Raw genomic sequence first — 20,127 nt, forward strand, 5'->3', positions numbered from 1 at the left:
GTAATAAATGCGCTAGAATAAGGATGTAACGAGATAGTGAAAAAAGTTACAAAGTATTGCCAGCTGCTCCGATGAGCGGCGAAAATAGAAATAACGGAGGGATTTCGATGTCGGTGATCGAAAAAGAAGTTATGGACAAACAACAAAACGGATGGCGTGGATTTAAAGACGGTAAATGGAGCAGAGAGGTAAATGTAAATAACTTTATCGGTCTGAACATTACGCCTTACCTTGGTGACGAAGCTTTCTTGGCAGGCCCTACAGAGAATACAACGGCCCTTTGGAAGATCGTATCCGAACTTACGAAAAAAGAAATCGCGAATGGCGGCGTGCTGGATGTAGATGTGAATCATCCTTCAACGATCGTATCCCATGGCCCTGGTTATTTAGATAAAGATAAAGAGCAAATCGTCGGACTTCAAACGGATGAGCCTTTTAAACGTTCGATCCAACCATTTGGCGGCATTAAAATGATGATTGATGCATGTAAAGCATACGGCTTCGAATTGCCGCAAGAGATCATCCACATGTTCACAGAAATTCGCAAAACACATAACCAAGGTGTATTCGATGCCTATACATCGGAGATGAGAGCAGCGCGTAAAGCGGGTATTATTACAGGCTTGCCTGATGCTTACGGCCGTGGACGGATTATCGGTGACTATCGCCGTATTGCCTTATATGGTGTGGATTTCTTGATCAAGCAAAAACAACAAGACCTAAAGAACTTGGAACTTGATTCCATGACGTCGGATGTTATCCGTGACCGTGAAGAAATTTCCGAACAAATTCGCGCATTGGGCGAGCTGAAGAAAATGGGTGAAATGCACGGATTAGATATCTCGAAGCCAGCTATGAATGCGAAAGAAGCGTTCCAATGGTTGTATTTCGGATACCTTGCAGCGATTAAAGAACAAAATGGTGCAGCGATGTCCTTAGGGCGTTGTTCATCTTTCCTAGATATTTATGTCGAGCGCGACCTTCAAGAAGGTACGTTGACCGAAGAACAAGCACAAGAATTGGTTGACCATTTCGTTATGAAATTGCGTATCGTTAAATTCTTGCGTACACCAGATTATAACGAATTGTTCAGTGGTGACCCAACGTGGGTAACAGAATCCATCGGTGGTATGGGTGTGAATGGCGAGACACGTGTTACTCGTAACAGCTTCCGCTTCTTGCACACATTGTACAACCTAGGTCCTGCTCCAGAGCCAAACTTAACGGTATTATGGTCGACGAAATTGCCAGAGGGCTTCAAAAAATATTGTGCAAAAGCTTCGATCGAAACGAGCTCCATCCAGTACGAGAATGATGATTTGATGCGTCCATACTTCGGTGACGACTACGGTATCGCATGTTGCGTATCTGCAATGCGTATTGGTAAACAAATGCAATTCTTCGGCGCACGTGCCAATCTTGCCAAAGCATTACTATATGCGATCAATGGCGGTGTAGACGAGAAATCTGGTGCTCAAGTTTCCCCAGAATTCCCGCGTATCACATCTGAAGTATTAGACTACAAGGAAGTCATGAAACGTTATCACAATGTGATGGAATGGCTTGCGAAGTTGTATGTCAACACTCTCAACATCATTCACTTCATGCATGACAAATACTCTTACGAGCGTATTGAGATGGCGCTTCATGATAAAGACATTCTTCGCACCATGGCTTGCGGTATCGCAGGATTGTCGGTTGTTGCCGATTCCCTAAGTGCGATTAAATATGCGAAAGTTCGCCCAATTCGTAACGAGAACGGGATTGCCGTTGACTTCGAAGTGGAAGGCGAATTCCCGAACTATGGTAACAATGATGATCGCGTTGACTCCATTGCGATCGAGCTTGTTGAGACATTCATGGGTATGATTCGTAAGCACAAAACATACCGTGATTCCTTGCCAACACAATCCGTTCTGACGATCACTTCGAACGTTGTATACGGTAAGAAAACAGGTACTACACCAGATGGTCGTAAAGCGGGCGAGCCATTTGCACCGGGTGCGAACCCAATGCATGGACGCGATAAGAAAGGTGCTCTTGCTTCCTTGAGTTCTGTAGCGAAATTACCGTATGAGCACAGCCTTGATGGGATTTCCAATACGTTCTCGATCGTGCCAAAAGCACTTGGTAAGGACGAAGAGTCACGCAAAACCAACCTGACATCCATGATGGATGGCTACTTCGGCAGTGGAGCGCATCACTTGAACGTGAACGTATTCGCACGTGAGCAATTGCTTGATGCGATGGAACATCCAGAGAACTATCCGCAGCTTACGATTCGTGTATCTGGATACGCGGTTAACTTCATTAAGTTGACGAAAGAACAACAAATGGACGTTATTAACCGTACGTTCCATGGATCCATGTAATATCAATAGCAAACTGTTATAGCTATACAGTGCATTGCAGAGAGGATGCGTGAAGCGAGTGGAGGGACGTATTCATTCACTAGAAACTTTTGGCACCGTTGATGGACCAGGTATTCGTTTCGTGTTATTCATGCAGGGCTGTGCGATGAAATGTCAGTATTGCCATAATCCCGATACATGGGATACATCCGAAGGCAAGCATGTTACGATTGAAGATATCATCAAAGAAATTGAGCCATATATCCCGTACTACAAAAACTCTGGGGGCGGACTAACCGTCTCCGGAGGAGAACCAACATTGCAAGCGGACTTCGTTGCGGCCTTGTTCCGAGAAGTGAAGAAGCGGTGGGATCTGCATACGACACTGGACTCGAATGGATTCAATGATCCCGAATCGGAACGTATGGAGCATTTGATGGAAGTAACCGATCTCGTGTTACTCGACATCAAGCACATTGACCCCGAGAAGCATATGAAGCTGACTTCGCAATCCGTTGAGCATACGCTTAAGACGGCACGTTGGTTATCTGATCATGGGAAGAAAGTCTGGATCCGACATGTGTTCGTACCAGGCATCCATGATGATGAGAATGACTTGTTGAACCTGGGTCGATTCATCGGCACGCTTAAGAATGTCGAGAAATTCGAGATTCTGCCATATCATCAGATGGGGATTTATAAGTGGGAACAGCTTGGACGGGAATACCCGCTACAAGGTGTACCTTCTCCGACAGAAGATGAAGTCCAGCAGGCGTACCGGTTGATCGAGCAAGGAAAACAAGAAGGTAAAACGGTCCAAATATAAAGTTTTGAATAAAGAACTGTTGATTTCTAATCCTAGAAATTGACAGTTCTTTTTGTTGTCATTTTATCTAATGGATTTTGGACTGTAGATGATTTTATCCCTCGATCATCGAAATGACGTCCTTACATAATAAGCAGTAAGACCTATAATAAAGGTGTAGCAAACAAATAAAAGTTTTTGGGAGGGTCTTCTAAATGAAGAAAAGTCTATTGATGTTACTGACATTCGTGTTCGTTGCTTCGATCGCGCTAGCAGGCTGTGGATCCAAAACAGCAGAAGAAAAACCTGCGACAACGGATAATAACACAACAACGACCGAACCAGCTAAAGAGCCAGAACAAGCGAAGCCGTTCGAAATGACAATCCGTCATACACAAGTCGGGGAGCAAAAGAAAACTCGCTTTAAAATGCTTCAAGAAGTTGTAGAGAAGACACAAGGTGAAGTCCCAGGCCTTACTTTCAAATTAGATGGCGTTGACTCCGACGTTAACCGTAAAGAAAAACTTAGAGGCGAAATGGCATCCGGCAGCGTACCTGATATCTTCGATGCATTCGGTAGCCCAGATGCAAAAACATATGCTAAAGCAGGAAAAATGCTTGATATCACGCCAATCCTTGAAGAGCTTGGTATTAAAGATAAATTTACGAACTTAGGCCCTTGGACAGTTGATGGCAAAGTATACGGTTTGCCAATCGGTGCATCCGCTGAGGCAGTATTCTATAACAAAGAATACTTCGAGCAAAAAGGCTTGAAAATACCTGGAACATTCGATGAATTCCAAACCTTGCTTGAGACAATCAAAAAGGATGGAAAAATTCCATTAGCAGCTGGGTCCAAAGCATCTTGGGTACCGCTAATGATCACGAACAACCTATGGTCACGTACAGCTGGTTCGGATGTAACAGAGAAATTCAACACAGGCGATGCAAAATGGACAGATGCTGACGTTGTTGCAGCGTTCAAAACACATAAAGATTGGGTAGACAAAGGCTACTTCAAAAAAGGCGAGCTCGGACTTGAGTACGCTGATATGCGCACACAATTCTTCAATGGTGATGCTGTCATGATGTTCGACGGGACTTGGGCGTCTGTCTTGTTCAAAGAAGGTCAAGACGGTGGGAAGTTGGTCGGTAAAGTTGGATTCTTCAATCTTCCTGCTTTCACGAACGGTAAAGGGGACCAAACTTCCTTGATGCAAGACGTGAACAACGGTTATGGCTTCTCCGCTGAAGTTGCGAAAGACCCGCAAAAATTAGCAGCTGTTAAAGCGTTCATCAAAAACTTGTACAACGAAGATATGCAAATCCGCGGCTTGGTTGAAGACGGCGTATTGCCTTCGATGAAAGTAGATCAAACAAAAGTTGATGCATCGGTTAAAGATCCATTAATGAAAGAAATCGCTGGTGTATTGACACATGTAAATATTTCTTACGCAGCATTTGATTCGATCGTACCAGCAGACGTGAATACTGAAATTGGCGTTCAGATCCAGAAACTGATCGGAAACCAAACAACACCTGAGAAAGCAGCAGAAGCCATTCAAAAAGTTCAAGAAGAAGCCAACGCTTCGGCTGAATAATTCTAGAATGTGTTGATAAGAAGGGCGCCACCCGCTACTTGACTGGTGGCGCCCCTTTTCACTTTTTGACACGACGATTTACAATTTTTTTGGAGGATGGAGCGGATACTGTTATGAACAAAGCGATGAGAAACCCTTATATATACGCGCTCTTTGTTATTCCGGCCCTAGTGTTATTTGTAATGTTTTTTATCTACCCGCTAATTAATGCTGTATATTACAGTCTGACGAATTGGAACGGTGTTTCAGATCATTTGAAATTCTGGGGAATCAAGAACTATACGAAAGCATTAACCGATGAGACGTTCTGGAACGCAGTGAAGAATAACGGATATTTTATTCTTTTCTCTTGCTTCATTCAGGTTCCCATTATCGTCATTAGTTCCTTGATGATTGCGAACGTGAAGCGATTTAAATCTTTGTACAAAACGGCTGTATTTATGCCAACGGTAATGTCGACGGCGGTCATCGGTATTCTATGGGGCTTTATCTACAACTATGATGTTGGTTTATTTAACAAGATTCTAGGGTTCTTCGGTGCTGAAGCGATTGACTGGTTAGGTGATCCGAAGTTTGCCATGCTATCGATCTTGATCACGAATGGATGGCAGTGGACTGGATTCTACATTATTATGGTGCTCGCTGCCATTCTCTCGATTCCTAAAGATCTAGATGAAGCGGCAGAAATTGATGGAGCGACAGGGTACCAACGAGCGATGAAAATAACAATGCCGCTGATTATGCCGGTTGTATCGGTTGTTATTATGCTCTCGATCGCAGGTGCAATGAAAGCAGCGGATATTATTATCGTTATGACAAAAGGCGGTCCAGCAGGATCGACGGACGTTATGGCGACATATATGATCAAATATGCAATCACGAACTTCAAATATGGATACGGTAATGCGATTTCGGTCATCATTTTCGTATTTACAATGATTCTGACGGTCTTGTATCAAGTCTTGATTGCGAGACGGAGCGAAAGGATTGAATACTAATGATGAGAGCATTGAAGAAAAGTATTAACCACATCGTCCTAATGGGCTATTTGCTCATCATTTTGTTCCCGTTTCTTTTCGTTGTCTTCTCATCCTTCAAACTCAATAACTCCGAGATTGCGTTAAGTCCATTCGGTCTGCCAGAGCATTTCGTATGGGACAACTACGTAACGGCATGGGTCAATGCGAAGATCAACGTGTATTTCCTTAACAGCTTGTACATTGCAGTTCTATCTTCCTGTATTACGATACTTATTGGAGCGATGATGTCCTTTGCAGTGACACGGATGCGCTTCGGTAAAATTAGCTTGCTACTATTCCAGTTGATCCTACTTGGTATGCTAATTCCGAATACATCGTTGATGCTGCCGATCTACTTATTGATGCAGAAAATGAACGTTCTGAATACGCATTTGGCACTCATTATTCCTTATGTTGCAAATGCGATTCCATTCACGGTCATCATTATGGCGCAGTTCATGAAGTCCATCCCTTCCGAGATTGAAGAAGCGGCTGTCGTGGACGGGTTGAGCGTTGGCGGTATCTTTGCTAAAATGGTGTTGCCACTCACGATTCCCGCGATTGTAACGGTATTTATCGTGAACTTCCTAGGGAACTGGAACGAGTTCTTACTATCGAACTATTTCATCTCGAATGATGAGCTTAGAACGCTTCCGACCGGTATGGTTCAATTCCGAGATGCGTATCAATCGAACTATGCGCAGATGTCGGCGGGTATCGTCTATAGTGTCGTGCCGGTTATGGTCATCTATGCTGTACTACAAAAGAAGATTATCGAAGGGGTTACGGCTGGTAGTGTGAAGGGGTAACCGGAGGAGAGTGGGATTAGGATGATGAATTTAAGACTTAAATTATTTACAGCATTTATAACGCTCATCATTATCCCGCTCGTTCTCGTAGGGGTTATCACTTATTTCGTCACTTTCGATTTGATAGAGAAGAAGTATAGTCAACAAGCAGAATTCTCACTCAAGGCGATTAGCCAGAACATTCAGTTCGTCTTCAGTGAAATGGACAAGGTCACGGAGAATGGGATCGCAGGGAATGTGGTTCAGACCGCCATCGGTGCGGTCAATTCCCGTGAACTTGATCTATCGGATGCCAAGCAGCTGAAGCTGAATGAGAATCAACGAAACTTCCGCGTCAATCTCTTCAGCCATCCGACGATTAGCTTTGCCTTTGCTTATAATCTCAAGGATGCGACGATCGCTTCGATCTTTACGAAAGAGAACTTTACAGCGTTGCCTTTTGCTAGATTCAAGCGCGAACCGTTATATCAAGAGGTTGTCGAACTGAACGGAGCGCCCAAATGGGTCGGTCCGTATGAATACAAAGAGATTACAGGTGCGGATCCTGTGTTCACGCAAATTCGGATGGTCAAAGAATTAACGACGATGAAAAATATCGGTGTGCTGATTACTCAGATTAAGAACTGGGAGATTGAGCGCATTTTTAATGACTTCCGCTATAGTAAAAATTTAGAAGACACCCGCTTTTTTCTCGTGAATGAAGACGGGTTAATTCTCTATGACACACAAGAACAATACAACGGCAAAAATATTAACCCGTTTCTCGGTAAGCCGATGAAATTCAATTCCAGCTACCAAAGCTATCGTGATGATTTTAATCACCATGAGAGCGTTGTCTCTGTGAATAAGTTGAAGGATAAGCAGTGGTACCTCGTATCCACGACATCTTGGAACTCGCTCTCGCAAGATATGGGGATCTTCCTGAAATGGGTTGTTGGGATTCTTTTCATTAGTTTACTTGCCGCATTCCTCTTCTTCTGGTTATTCATGAATCGGATTACGAAATCGATCATTCGTATTGTGCGGTTCATGCGCCGGGTGGAGAATGGAGATTTGTCTGCTCGTGTAGATGAAGAGGGTAATGATGAATTGTTTTTACTTTCGAAAGGATTCAACAGCCTCATCAGCCAGGTGAATAACCTGTTCGAAGAGGTGAAGACAGAGCAGAAGCATAAAGCACAAGCGGAGCTCCGAGTGCTGCAAGCGCAGATCAAGCCACACTTCTTATTCAATACCCTCGAATCGATTAACGTGCTGGCGATACAGAATGAAGGACGCAAGGTTAGCCAGATGGTCTATCGTCTTGGCAATATTTTGCGGATTAGCATTCAGGATAAAGAAGAGATTTTGATTTCCCAGGAAATCGAGCATCTGCGCAGTTATCTAGAGATTCAGAAGTTCCGATTCGATGAATTGTTCAATTTCGATATTCAGATGCCTAATGAAGTCTTGAACTCGATGATTCTTAAGTTAACGCTGCAGCCGCTCGTCGAAAATTCCATTCAACATGGATTTGAAGGGATCACACATCAAGGATTCCTACAGGTGACAGGGTACGTCGAGGGAGACGATATTGTGATCACAATTCAAGATAACGGGATTGGGATATCGAATCGGCAATTACGTAAATTTCAGTACATGAAAAATGATGATACGCTCACGTCTGAAGGCCAAGATATCGTGATGAATGAACGCCGCGGCCTGGGGCTGCGGAGTGTGGCAGATCGTATTCGAATTCAATACGGATATCGATATGGTGTCTATATCTGTTCAGAAGAAAATCAAGGAACGACCATTCAAGTCAGAATTCCGAAGTATGGGCCAGGTGAAGTGTATGAAGCTAAAAGCGATGCTCGTTGATGATGAAATCCACATTTTGAACAACTTGAAGATGGTACTTCCATGGGATGAGATGGATATCGAGATCGTGGCTTTGGCACGCAACGGTGTTGAAGCGCTTGAGGTTGTGAAGCAAGAGCAGCCAGATCTGATCCTGTGCGATATTCGGATGCCTGTTATGGATGGACTGAACTTCTTGCGCGAGCTACGGAAGATTGATACGGAATGTGAAGTCTTGATGCTCACGGGGTATGAGGAGTTTGAATATGCTCGTGTTGCCTTGCAGCACGGGGTGCGCGATTATATCTCGAAGCCAATCAATTATGAGAATTTGGAAGATGTGGTGAGACGGATTGCCGGCATGATCCGAACAGCTCGCATGGAGAAGCAGATGGCGGAGCGCCGCTGGGGCAAAATGATCGACTTGGCCTATGAGAAAATGATGTTCGACGTGCTCATGGGGTACTCGAACGGAGACGCGAATTATTTCATTTCCCATGAAGATCAGCGGATTGAGGATTTAGAGTATGTTGTGATGATCGTCGATTTGGATCAATATTCGGTGAAATCGGTGACTTGGAATGATAATGAACGGAAATTGTGGAACTTCGCTGTGAGTAATGTGCTTCAGGATGCGCTCAAAGAATTCCACTTGAAATATGCGGCATTACAGACCCGGGAAGGGGAATGGTGTCTCATCATTCAGTTCTACCATGATTCATTCCATGTGAGTAAGGAAGAGATTCAGAAGTGGGTAACCTGTCTGCAGAAGGCTGTAAAAGAAAACGTCAAAATGACCGTGAGTGTCGGTTATGATAGAGGTCCTATCTTAATTCGTGAGCTTGCTCTATCCTATAAGAATATTCAGCGATATCTGCTCACCAATCCAGATCAAGAACAGATTATCTCTGTGGGTGATAGTGTTCCGAGTCAGACAGAGCCTACGGGTTCTCAGTGGGAATTGATTGAAGAGATCGTCTCTGGCTTACGGCATGGTGATCGAGGTAAAATTGAGAAGTCCTTGCACGAACTGAAGACCAGTCTGATCGTATCGGCAGATAATTCGCTTGCGCAGGCAGAGAAGTTCTTCTACTACATCGTCATTCATTTATTGCGGGAGATGCGAGAGATGGACGTCTTATCTGCTGCAGAAGAGGAAGAAGTATGGGCGAAGTTCAGGTATAAAGTAAGCCTGAAGGAGCTGCTCGTCGTCATTACAGAGCTCGTAAACCGTGCGCTTGATGTAACGTCAAGTAAGAAGTCGAGTGAACTGTTGATGATCTCGGCCAAGGACTATATTCAACGCAATCTAGGTTCCGATATCGGAATTGATGAGATTGCAGATCATCTGGGCATTAGCTGTAGTTATTTTAGTCTATTATTCAAAAATTACTTCGGAGAGACCTTCGTCGAATATTTAACGAAGCAGCGGATGGAGCTCGCTAAATCGTTATTAGTCATCAGCGATAAGAGCATCACGCAGATTGGATCGCTTGTTGGTTACATGGAACGCCGATATTTCACGAAAGTATTCCAGAAGTACACAGGTATGACCCCTTCAGATTATCGGGAGAGAAAGGCGGAAGAATAATGAGCAAAATAGTGAATTTATCATTAGCAGAAAAAATCGGTCAAATGGTGATATGCGGATTCAATGCTTACACATCGGATGCGCATATCGAACAGTTAATTGAGAAACATCATATTGGTGGCGTCATCTATTTCCGCCGCAATTATGCGAACGTTCAGCAAATGGCAGACCTCTCTTATGCGTTGCAGCAGTTCAACAAGAAGAATTCTGATATCCCGCTCTTTATTAGTATCGACCAAGAAGGCGGCATGGTAGCGCGGATTGATACCGATGAAGTCACCCTTGTTCCAGGCAATATGTCGATCGGCGCTGCGCGCGATGCGCAGCTCGCATTTGAAGCGGCTGTGATTTGCGCAAAAGAACTTCGCCTTATGGGGATCAATGTGAATTTTGCTCCAAGTCTCGATATTAACAATAATCCGAAGAATCCCGTCATTGGCGTTCGCTCTTATGGAGAAAGCGCTGAACTTGTCAGCGAGTTAGGCATTGCGACCATTGAAAGCTATCAATCTTCGGATGTTGTGGCAACAGCCAAACATTTCCCGGGACATGGTGATACCGCTGTCGATTCACATTATGGATTGGCTTCCGTACCTCATGATCGTGAGCGTCTCATGCAGCTTGAGCTTGCGCCGTTCATTCGTGCGATTCAAGCTGGTGTGGATATGATTATGACGGCACATGTTATGTTCCCAGCATTCGAGCCTGGAGAGATTCCTGCCACGTTATCTCGCAAAGTGCTTCATGACTTACTTCGAATTGAGCTCAAATATGATGGTGTTATCGTTACGGATTGTCTCGAAATGCATGCGATTTCCAAAGAATTCGGTGTTGCGGAAGGCGCAGTGATGGCGATTGAAGGCGGTGCAGATATTGTCCTTGTCAGCCATACGCTGGAGGAGCAAGTTGCTGCAATTGAAGCCTTGATGCAAGCGGTGCAATCGGGCCGTCTATCCGAAGAGCAAATTAATGCTTCTGTTGAACGTATTCTATCCCTCAAAGAAAAACGTCGTATGTCAGATATTCATCCATTAACGGGTGGGGTTGCTGCGCAGTTCGGAACGCCTGAGAGCAAGAAAGTGATCCGTCAACTTACGGAGAAGAGTATTACGATTGTGAAGGATGAAGATCAACCAACATTTGATCTTTCTGCACCTACGCTTGTGATCTGGCCGGAAGTGAGACATCATACCGAAGTGGACGAACCGATTGAGCAAGCATACACCTTAGGGCCTGCATTGGCTGAGCTGGGGGTGGATGTGAAGGAATTTCGTGTGAGTACACATCCAACGTCAGAGGAGATTGCTTCGGCGCTTGCACTAGCTGCAGATTATGAACAAATCGTCGTTGTTACATATAACGCGGTATCTGAACTGCATGAAGGGCAAGTCTCCATCGTTCGACAAATAGCTGCAAGACCGAATGTGAACTTGACCGTCGCATCGACTAGAAACCCATACGATTTGAATCAGTTCCCTGAAGTGAAGCGCTATGTATGCTGTTATGAGAATCGACCCATGACGATGGCAGCATTAGCCAAAGTGTTGACGGGTAACATCGCTGCACAAGGCAAACTTCCTGTGACGCTTTCACCTGATTACTCGTTTGGAATGGCAGTTAACTAGGCAATAATAGAGGCTAAAGACCGATATCCATGGGACAACGGATGTCGGTCTTTTCATAATATTTTAATAATCAAGAAACTTTCTTGAATTTTCAACGTCTATATACTTGGAAAGAAGCCGACGGCGCTTCACAAAAATGTAGACACGTGTAGAAGGAGTTCTTTATGAAAGTATTTAAAACAGCACTCATATCGACATTTATTATCGCTCAATTATGCATTGCTTTGCCGGCATTTGCCGATGGAAGCACGACGCCAGGTACGACACAAGGCGATAATACGCAGCAGAAATCGCAGAACCCAACGCAAAATTCGACAAATGATGGATCGGCTGTAACGCCGGAAACGGAAACAGAAAACAATCAGCAGCCGGGTGGTACTGTAGATCCTACAAATCCAACAAATCCAACAAATCCAACAAATCCAACCAGTCCTACCAACCCAACGGGCGAAGTAACGCCTGATCCAGATGTTCAATCGGTGAAGACGAACGATCAGCTTGTACTGATGATGAACAGCAACAAAATGTATCGTAATGGTCAAGAGGTGTTGGCACTTCAACCTTTAACGGTGACGAAAGGGATTTCTTATATTGCGCTTCGATCGATCGCAGAGCAAGCTGGGTTTATCGTTAAGTATGACGCGGTAACGAAAGAGACAATCCTTAAGAGCGGCCAGCAAGAAGTTCGCTTCAAGACGAATAGTGCGGCATACACAATTAATGGCAAATCGTACAAAGCAAGCGGTAATGCCTACCAACAAAAAGATGTATTCATGGTTCCACTGACTTCGATTACAAAGGCATTAAATATCCCTTATAGCGTAGATAATGTAGCGAAGAAAATTACGTTGAACCTCTACTCCGCGCCAACAGCGAATTTCACAGTCTCACCTGCTGAAATATTCGCAGAGCAGACGTCTGTGACATACAAGGATCAATCTTCAGACCCGCGTGGCCTAGAGATTGTACAGCATCGCTGGGAAGGCAATGAGAACATCTTCATGGAGCCAGGGACGCACACGATTACCCATTGGGTAATGAATGCAAATGGCGTATGGAGTGAGCCTTATTCCGTAACCATCGAAGTCAAGCCGAAGAACTTGCCGCCAGTGGCGATGTTCACAACGGACAAAGATTCGTACAAAATGGGTGAATTGATTACGTTTACCGATGAGAGTACAGATGATGAAGGACAGATTACGAAAACCGAATGGTTGAACAAATCTATCGGTTTCTTCGAACCAGGCGAGAAGACAATTACATTACGCGTAACGGACCGTCTGGGTCAAGTTGGTGAATACCAGAAGACCATTACCATCACCAATGAAACGATGTATTTGCATGATGACTTCTTCAAGTTATATACACCAGTAGGTGAGAAGTTCACATTACAGAAAAATAATATTTTGGATCTTGCCAAAGCGCCATTCTCTTCGACGGATTCTCAGCAGACATTACTTCGCAGTAACAGTCCAGAGAGTCTGTCTACGGAAGGGATTGTCTTCCGCGATACGATTCAAGGTGAAGCGAGATTCCTCGTTCATCATAAGAATATTTCAAATCAGAATTTGAAAGTATATGTCGTTGTTACGAACCCAGGCACGATGCCAACGAATGTGACTGTGAAAGATGTTGGATTTGCAGGTCCGAATGAATACGAATCCCTTACAGGTAAATCCTCTGTAGAGCGTTATTTCAAATCCCTAAATAGTGGATCACTTGGTCAGACAACAACGTTGCAGCCAGGTGAGACGAAGGTAATCTTCTCTGAGCTTAGCGCGCAAGCGATGAAGCCAGGTCATGTCGTCAGCTTAATGGGGGATGTGAGCTCGGATTCGGAAGTGACTTATCAAGTTGCAGCCGTAGCAAGCAACAAAGACATTTTGAAGACTTTGCCAAGCTTAACGTTGCTAAATCGCGATAATATTCATATCCGTGGTACTTATGAGAATGCGAATCGTCTGATCGAGCTCAATCAAGTCGTTGGTGATAAGCCTTCCCGTATTTCACTAGCAGATAACAATGATGATTTGTATCTGAACGGTATTGATAATACGAACGGCATGCCGAGCATCAATATGGGGAACTACGGTGTGATGTACACGATCCGACTCAACCATGTTGCACCGAACACGTTGATCGCATTCAACCCACGTGGCGGCATCTACAAAGGAATTTTCGTCGTTAATGGGCAAATGACAGAAGCACCTAGCAATGGAACGCTCGTGAACAGCAATGATGCGAGTGTGGTCTATCGTACAGGAAGCGCAGAGGAGACGGTAACGATTCTCTTCACACCTGTATCCGGTAGTAACTTGCCTGTAAGCATGCTGTTCTTACCATTGGCACAGCAACCACAATCCTAAGTTTACCCACGACCGTGAGGTCCTTCGTTTGAAGGGCTTCACGGTTTTTTTTTGTACGGAATTCAGAGCCCAATGGGGTTCGATTGACGGGTGTTCGATAATGTTGCATTATTAGAGGATGGATGTATAAATGGACACGTAGTGAACAGATGGGGGGATGGAGGTTGCTTAAGACAGAAGAAATTGTGCAGATCATGTCCAAACAAGGTCTGCGAATCACCGATCAGCGCCGAACGTTGGCGAAATTGTTCGCAGAGTCCGAGGGCTACTTAACACCTAAAGACGTGTATGAATATATGTGTAAGCATTACTCGGGTTTAAGCTTCGATACCGTATATCGAAATTTACGCGTGATGCAGGAGCTTGGCGCATTAGAGCAGATTGTGTTCGAAGAAGGTGTGAAATTCAAAGCGCGCTGCGCAGAGAATCATCACCATCATCACTTGATCTGTCTTACATGTGAGAAGACGTATCCGATCACGTTCTGCCCGATGCAATTGACGGACGTACCCGATCAGTTTCAGGTTGTGAAGCATAAGTTCGAAGTCTTCGGTTATTGCAAAGATTGTCTTGCGGTTGAAGCTGGAGATTCAGGTAGTCAATCCAGCCTGTCTGCTGCACGTACGGAGTAGGGGCTATGAAATGGGTGCTGAAGGCTCCAATTCATTTCTATCGGAAAGTGATTTCACCGCTGAAGCCGCCAACTTGTCGTTTCTATCCGACATGTTCTGCTTATGCGCTAGAGGCCATAGATGTACATGGTCCTGCCAAAGGGTCCTGGCTCGCGATCAGACGGATTGGCAAATGCCATCCCTTTCACCCAGGCGGTTATGATCCGGTTCCTCCACCGAAGTCGAAGTCAGAGTCGACTGGAAACCCACTGTCTTGACATTGGAAGCCGGACTCGTTATATTCATGTTATATATGTTATCCGAGGAAGGGATAAGTACATGTAAGTAGCCTAGATCAGAGAGCCGGGGAAGCTGAGAACCGGTATAGGTGAGGATATGGAAGATGGTCCTGGAGGATTTGCTCTCGAGCAAAGTTTATGCGCAAGCATTCGAATGATGATGATGCGGTAGAACTTTGTAAGGTTGCAGCGTGCCCAGCGTTAATGGACAGTCCGACATGGACTGGTTGAGCCTTTCTATTGCGAAATAGAGAGGAAAATTGGGTGGTACCACGTGAGCATACTCTCGTCCCATTGCGGGCGAGAGTTTTTTTGTATTTTCATCATATTAAAGGAGATGTCTTTCTCAATGAGTAAACCAGCGAACACATTCTATATTACAACCCCAATTTATTACCCAAGCGACAAGCTGCACATCGGTCATGCGTACACTACAGTTGCAGGGGATGCAATGGCTCGTTACAAGCGTCTACGTGGATTTGATGTACGCTATTTGACAGGGACGGACGAGCATGGTCAGAAAATCGAACGTAAAGCACAAGAAGCAGGGAAGACGCCTCAGCAGTTCGTAGATGATATCGTATCGGGCATTCAAGAGTTATGGAAGAAGCTAGACATTTCGAATGACGACTTTATTCGTACGACAGAAGACCGTCATAAACGAATTGTAGAGGTTATTTTCGATCGATTGCTGCAGCAAGGCGATATTTACAAAGGCGAATATGAAGGCTGGTACTGTACACCGTGTGAGTCGTTCTTCCTTGAACGTCAGCTCGTGAATGGCAACTGCCCGGATTGCGGACGCCCTGTAGAGCTAGTCAAAGAAGAGAGCTACTTCTTCCGGATGAGCAAATATGCGGATCGTCTTCTCGCGTATTATGAAGCGAACCCAGACTTCATTCAACCGGAATCGCGCAAAAATGAGATGATCAACAACTTCATCAAGCCCGGTCTTGAAGATCTTGCTGTGTCCCGTACAACCTTCGACTGGGGCGTGAAAGTGAAAGGCGATCCGAAGCATGTCGTCTATGTATGGATCGATGCGTTGTCGAACTATATTACGGCGCTTGGCTACGGTTCCGACAATGACGAGCTATTCAACCGCTACTGGCCGGCGGATGTACACCTTGTTGGTAAAGAAATTGTACGCTTCCATACGATTTATTGGCCAATCATGCTAATGGCATTGGATCTTCCGCTGCCGAAGAAAGTATTCGCGCATGGCTGGTTGCTCATGAAAGACGGCAAAATGTCCAAATCCAAAGGGAATGTTGTCGATCCAGTAACGTTAATCGACCGTTATGGCCTCGATTCACTTCGTTACTACTTATTGCGTGAAGTTCCATTTGGTTCGGATGGCTCGTTTACACCGGAAGGCTTCGTTGAACGTGTAAACTCGGATCTTGCAAATGACCTTGGGAACCTGTTGAACCGCACAGTTGCGATGGTTGACAAGTATTTTGGCGGCGAAGTTCCGGCATATGCTGGTGATGTTACAGCCTTCGATGCGACGTTACGCGAAACAGCACTTCAAACGGTGCAAAAGGCCGAAGAAGCACTAGATACGATGGAATTCTCCGTGGCCCTAACAGCAATTGGCGGATTCATCAGCCGTACGAACAAGTATATTGATGAGACGCAGCCGTGGGCACTTGCGAAAGATGAAGCGAAGAATGCGGAGCTTGCATCCGTCATGGTGCATCTGGTTGAAGCACTGCGGATCAGTTCCGTGTTATTACAGCCATTCTTAACGCAGACGCCAGTGAAGATCTGGGCACAGCTCGGCTTGGAAGCAGGCGAATTAACTGTATGGGATAGCACCCATACGTTCGGTTTGATTCCTGCTGGAACGAAGCTCGTGAAAGGCGATCCAATCTTCCCGCGCTTGGATGCAGAGATTGAAGTGGCTTACATCGCGCAATCGATGACAGGCGGCGTGACACCAGTGGTGGAAGCGGCATCAGAGCAAGCAACGGAAGCTGCAGTCATTGAAGCTCCGGTTGATGTCGAAGAGATTGCGATTGACGATTTCATGAAAGTTGATCTGCGTGTAGCTCAAGTATTAGCGGCGGAGCCTGTGAAGAAAGCGGATAAATTACTCAAGCTCCAATTGGATCTTGGTTATGAGCAGCGTCAAGTCGTATCGGGTATCGCGAAGTTCTATACACCTGAACAATTGATCGGACGTAAGGTTATTTGCGTCACGAATCTGAAGCCTGTGAAGCTGCGTGGTGAGTTATCGCAGGGGATGATCCTTGCGGCATCTGCTGGAGATCAATTAACACTTGCGACGGTACCAGATTCCATGCCGAATGGTGCCATTGTGAAATAAGTAAGATCATATCAGGAAAGGCCGATAGGAGCCATGGAAGTGGCATCTTATCGGTCTTTTTTGCACGGAAGGCAGAGGTATGAAGGGGATTCATAGTGGTGAGATTAAAAGTACCTGAATCGCTTCGGGGCCAATGCACTACTTTGTGGTGTTATTTAGGTGTTGACAGGTTTCATGAAACTCCTTATAATCCTAACAGTAATGTTTACGATTAAGAGTAAAGCCTTGGGAGGGGATTGACGATGAAATCGATGCGTAAATATATGATTGGGGCAGTCATAATGATCTTTGCGATCATGCTTACTGCATGCGAACAGAATAATGCCATAAAGCTGGAAGAGGGGAAAATAAATGTCGTTACGACGATTTTCCCGATTTATGATTTTGCCAAGCAAATTGGGGGCGATCATGCCAATGTGATGAATCTGATTCCGACAGGCGTCGAACCGCATGATTGGACACCGAAAAGTCAAGAAATCTCGGTAACATCCAAAGCGCAGCTGCTGCTCTATAATGGTGCAGGTCTTGAAGGCTGGATTCCGAATTTCCTGCAAGGGCTGGGAAAAGACACACCGTTAAAAACGGTTGAAGTAAGTCATGGGATTGACATGATTCATGCTGAGGGCGATGACGGGCATCACCATGGCGAGGAAGCGGGCAATAAAGACGAGCACGATCATGGCAGCGATGGAGCACACGGTGATGATATGTATCTGGACCCGCACACGTGGGTAAGTCCAAAATCAGCACTCATCATGGCGAAGAATATCAAGGATAGCTTCATTGCAGTGGATGCTGCGAATCAAGCGGACTATGAAGCGAATTATGCGAAGTTAGAGAAGAAGCTGCAAGATCTGGACTCGAAGTTCGAGATAGAACTTGCGAAGACGAGCAAGAAAGAGATTGTCGTATCGCACCAAGCGTTCGGATACTTGGCTCGCGACTACGGTCTCACGCAAAAAGCCGTGATGGGATTGTCACCGGAAGCAGAACCGCGCAGTCAAGACATTATTGAATTAACGAAATATGTGAAAGAACATAACGTGAAATATATTTTCTTCGAAGAATTGGTATCGGATCAGATTGCGAAGATGCTAGCGAGTGAAGCGAAGGTTGAGACATTGGTATTGAATCCAATCGAAGGCCTAACACCGGAGCAGGACAAATCTGGTGAAAATTATGTTACATTGATGGAACGCAATTTGCAAAATTTAGTTAAGGCTTTACAATAGAGTGAGAACAAGTAAAGGGGAATGCGATAATGACGATTGAATCATCTACGAATGCACGGTGCCATCAAGATGTGATTCGGCTCGAGCATGTCTCATTTGACTATCAAGATCAATCGGTCATTCGTGATTTGAATTTTGCTGTACAGCAGCGGGATTTCGTCGGGCTCATCGGTTCTAATGGTGCAGGGAAGTCAACGTTAATGCGAATGATTGTAGGTCTCTTGAAGCCAAAGAGCGGCCGCATCGAGTTATTCGGAGAACCTATAGAGCAATTTAACGGCTGGCAGCGAATCGGTTATGTACCACAGAAAAATTCATTTAACCCTCTATTTCCAGCAACCGTTCGTGAGGTTGTCCAATCTGGGGTGTATGGGAAGCGGAATGTTGCGAGACGGATTCAGAAGGAAGATATTCAGAAATGTACGGATGCCATGGATGTGATGCGGATTGCAGATCTCGCGTCCAAACGGATCGGGCAACTCTCAGGCGGACAACAACAGCGGGTTTTCTTGGCTCGCGCCCTTATTAATAATCCGGAACTGCTTATCTTGGATGAACCGACTGTAGGGATTGATATTGAGACACAGCATGATTTCTTCCAGCTCGTACAGCACATGCATCAGCATCATCGCATGACGTTCCTGATGGTATCTCATGACATGGATATGATTGAATCCTACTTGGGACAAGAACCTGCACAGCAGAGTGGCAAATTAAAGTTCTTTGTGAAGCACTCCCATGAGATTGAGAACTGCGAGGCTGTGAATCTATCGCATACACTCACGGTTCGAGAGACAGAATCACTTTAAAGGGGACGAACGGAATTGAATATGATTATAGAGTTAATGACAAGCGGTTTCTTCTTGAAGGCGTTCGTCGGAGGCGTTCTCATCGCGGTGGTTGCACCGCTGATGGGAACTTTTCTCGTGTTAAGACGGCTATCCATGATCGGGGATACGCTTGCGCATGTGACGATTGCCGGTGTTGCACTGGGGTTCCTGCTGCAGGTCTATCCGTTAGCCGTCGGATTGATCTTCGCATTGCTCGCTTCGTTTGCGATTGAGCGGCTGCGTAAAGCTTATAAGACCTATGCTGAGCTGTCCATCGCGATTATTATGTCGGGTGGGGTTGCGCTGGCATCGCTCTTCTTCACGCTAGGTAAGAACTTTAACTTGAACGTGACAAGTTACTTGTTCGGTAGCATCTATACATTAACTGATCTTGATATTTATGTGGTCGCAATCGTTGCGGTTATCGTCCTCATCGTCGTTGCGGTGTTCTGGAAGGAGCTGTTCCTGCTCACGTTCGATGAAGATGCAGCAGCAGTATCGGGCCTGCCTGTCCGTGCATTGAACATCATGATTACAGTCCTTACGGCACTGATTATTAGTGTGTCCATCAAAATTGTCGGTGCGCTGCTTATCTCCGCATTGCTTACGATTCCAGTGGCGTGCAGCTTGTTGATTGCACGCGGGTTCCGTCAATCGATTATTTTCTCTGTGATCATAGCTGAAATTGCGGCGATAGCCGGTCTCTTGGTCGCCGGGGTATGGAGTCTCGCACCGGGGGCGACGATTGTATTGATCTTAATTACGATTCTCATCGTGACCATGACGGTAAAGCGTGGTCTTAAAATTTAGGAGGACG

General features: G+C 45.3%; 15 protein-coding genes. All 15 read left to right on the plus strand.

Annotation, left to right across the window (positions count from 1 at the left end; all coding sequences use genetic code 11):
• The first annotated feature begins 107 nt into the window (after positions 1-107).
• The 15 genes from pflB (at position 108) to C558_RS0104805 (ending at position 20,120) form a co-directional block, all read left to right on the plus strand.
• Positions 108-2,372, plus strand: a complete 2,265-nt coding sequence (gene pflB / locus C558_RS0104735) for a formate C-acetyltransferase (RefSeq protein ID WP_018755088.1) — start codon at positions 108-110, stop codon at positions 2,370-2,372.
• 58 nt (positions 2,373-2,430) lie between these two features.
• Positions 2,431-3,177 (plus strand): pyruvate formate-lyase-activating protein, encoded by a 747-nt coding sequence (gene pflA, locus C558_RS0104740; RefSeq protein WP_018755089.1) that lies wholly within the window; start codon positions 2,431-2,433, stop codon positions 3,175-3,177.
• A 194-nt stretch (positions 3,178-3,371) separates the two neighbouring features.
• Entirely contained in the window at positions 3,372-4,757 is a 1,386-nt protein-coding gene (locus tag C558_RS0104745) for an extracellular solute-binding protein (protein WP_018755090.1), read from the plus strand.
• Positions 4,758-4,870: 113 nt separating this feature from the next.
• Positions 4,871-5,755, plus strand: a complete 885-nt coding sequence (locus C558_RS0104750) for a carbohydrate ABC transporter permease (protein ID WP_018755091.1) — start codon at positions 4,871-4,873, stop codon at positions 5,753-5,755.
• Between the two features lie 2 nt (positions 5,756-5,757).
• Positions 5,758-6,585 carry a carbohydrate ABC transporter permease gene (locus C558_RS0104755; RefSeq protein WP_040674470.1) on the plus strand — a complete coding sequence of 276 codons (828 nt, stop codon included), beginning with the start codon at positions 5,758-5,760 and terminating at the stop codon, positions 6,583-6,585.
• Positions 6,586-6,606: 21 nt separating this feature from the next.
• A complete protein-coding gene (locus tag C558_RS0104760; RefSeq protein ID WP_018755093.1) occupies positions 6,607-8,445 on the plus strand; it encodes a histidine kinase in 1,839 nt (612 codons plus the stop codon).
• On the plus strand, positions 8,420-10,015 hold the full coding sequence (locus C558_RS0104765) for a response regulator transcription factor (protein WP_018755094.1): 1,596 nt from the start codon (positions 8,420-8,422) through the stop codon (positions 10,013-10,015). Before C558_RS0104760 ends, C558_RS0104765 begins: the two co-directional genes overlap by 26 nt.
• Positions 10,015-11,640 (plus strand): glycoside hydrolase family 3 protein, encoded by a 1,626-nt coding sequence (locus C558_RS0104770; RefSeq protein WP_018755095.1) that lies wholly within the window; start codon positions 10,015-10,017, stop codon positions 11,638-11,640. The genes C558_RS0104765 and C558_RS0104770 overlap by 1 nt, the downstream gene beginning before the upstream one ends.
• A gap of 164 nt (positions 11,641-11,804) precedes the next feature.
• On the plus strand, positions 11,805-14,006 hold the full coding sequence (locus C558_RS0104775) for a stalk domain-containing protein (RefSeq protein ID WP_018755096.1): 2,202 nt from the start codon (positions 11,805-11,807) through the stop codon (positions 14,004-14,006).
• Positions 14,007-14,170: 164 nt separating this feature from the next.
• Positions 14,171-14,638: a Fur family transcriptional regulator gene (locus C558_RS0104780; protein WP_018755097.1), complete on the plus strand. Its 468-nt coding sequence runs from the start codon at positions 14,171-14,173 to the stop codon at positions 14,636-14,638.
• A 5-nt stretch (positions 14,639-14,643) separates the two neighbouring features.
• Entirely contained in the window at positions 14,644-14,895 is a 252-nt protein-coding gene (gene yidD, locus C558_RS0104785; RefSeq protein WP_018755098.1) for a membrane protein insertion efficiency factor YidD, read from the plus strand.
• 370 nt (positions 14,896-15,265) lie between these two features.
• On the plus strand, positions 15,266-17,248 hold the full coding sequence (gene metG, locus C558_RS0104790) for a methionine--tRNA ligase (protein WP_018755099.1): 1,983 nt from the start codon (positions 15,266-15,268) through the stop codon (positions 17,246-17,248).
• 242 nt (positions 17,249-17,490) lie between these two features.
• Entirely contained in the window at positions 17,491-18,480 is a 990-nt protein-coding gene (locus tag C558_RS0104795; RefSeq protein ID WP_018755100.1) for a metal ABC transporter solute-binding protein, Zn/Mn family, read from the plus strand.
• A gap of 29 nt (positions 18,481-18,509) precedes the next feature.
• Positions 18,510-19,289: a metal ABC transporter ATP-binding protein gene (locus tag C558_RS0104800; protein WP_018755101.1), complete on the plus strand. Its 780-nt coding sequence runs from the start codon at positions 18,510-18,512 to the stop codon at positions 19,287-19,289.
• 21 nt (positions 19,290-19,310) lie between these two features.
• Positions 19,311-20,120, plus strand: coding sequence for a metal ABC transporter permease (locus tag C558_RS0104805; protein ID WP_425413916.1), 810 nt, complete (start codon positions 19,311-19,313; stop codon positions 20,118-20,120).
• Positions 20,121-20,127: the final 7 nt, after the last annotated feature.

The sequence above is a fragment of the Paenibacillus terrigena DSM 21567 genome, from assembly GCF_000374845.1.
Taxonomy (GTDB): domain Bacteria; phylum Bacillota; class Bacilli; order Paenibacillales; family Paenibacillaceae; genus Paenibacillus_K; species Paenibacillus_K terrigena.

Excerpts from the sequence above, each read along its gene's own strand:
- pflB (WP_018755088.1), top strand. The coding sequence starts at position 108 with ATGTCGGTGATCGAAAAAGAAGTTATGGACAAACAACAAAACGGATGG.
- C558_RS0104745 (WP_018755090.1), top strand. The coding sequence starts at position 3,372 with ATGAAGAAAAGTCTATTGATGTTACTGACATTCGTGTTCGTTGCTTCG.
- C558_RS0104750 (WP_018755091.1), top strand. The coding sequence starts at position 4,871 with ATGAACAAAGCGATGAGAAACCCTTATATATACGCGCTCTTTGTTATT.
- C558_RS0104755 (WP_040674470.1), top strand. The coding sequence starts at position 5,758 with ATGAGAGCATTGAAGAAAAGTATTAACCACATCGTCCTAATGGGCTAT.
- C558_RS0104760 (WP_018755093.1), top strand. The coding sequence starts at position 6,607 with ATGATGAATTTAAGACTTAAATTATTTACAGCATTTATAACGCTCATC.
- C558_RS0104765 (WP_018755094.1), top strand. The coding sequence starts at position 8,420 with ATGAAGCTAAAAGCGATGCTCGTTGATGATGAAATCCACATTTTGAAC.
- C558_RS0104770 (WP_018755095.1), top strand. The coding sequence starts at position 10,015 with ATGAGCAAAATAGTGAATTTATCATTAGCAGAAAAAATCGGTCAAATG.
- C558_RS0104775 (WP_018755096.1), top strand. The coding sequence starts at position 11,805 with ATGAAAGTATTTAAAACAGCACTCATATCGACATTTATTATCGCTCAA.
- yidD (WP_018755098.1), top strand. The coding sequence starts at position 14,644 with ATGAAATGGGTGCTGAAGGCTCCAATTCATTTCTATCGGAAAGTGATT.
- metG (WP_018755099.1), top strand. The coding sequence starts at position 15,266 with ATGAGTAAACCAGCGAACACATTCTATATTACAACCCCAATTTATTAC.
- C558_RS0104795 (WP_018755100.1), top strand. The coding sequence starts at position 17,491 with ATGAAATCGATGCGTAAATATATGATTGGGGCAGTCATAATGATCTTT.
- C558_RS0104800 (WP_018755101.1), top strand. The coding sequence starts at position 18,510 with ATGACGATTGAATCATCTACGAATGCACGGTGCCATCAAGATGTGATT.
- C558_RS0104805 (WP_425413916.1), top strand. The coding sequence starts at position 19,311 with ATGATTATAGAGTTAATGACAAGCGGTTTCTTCTTGAAGGCGTTCGTC.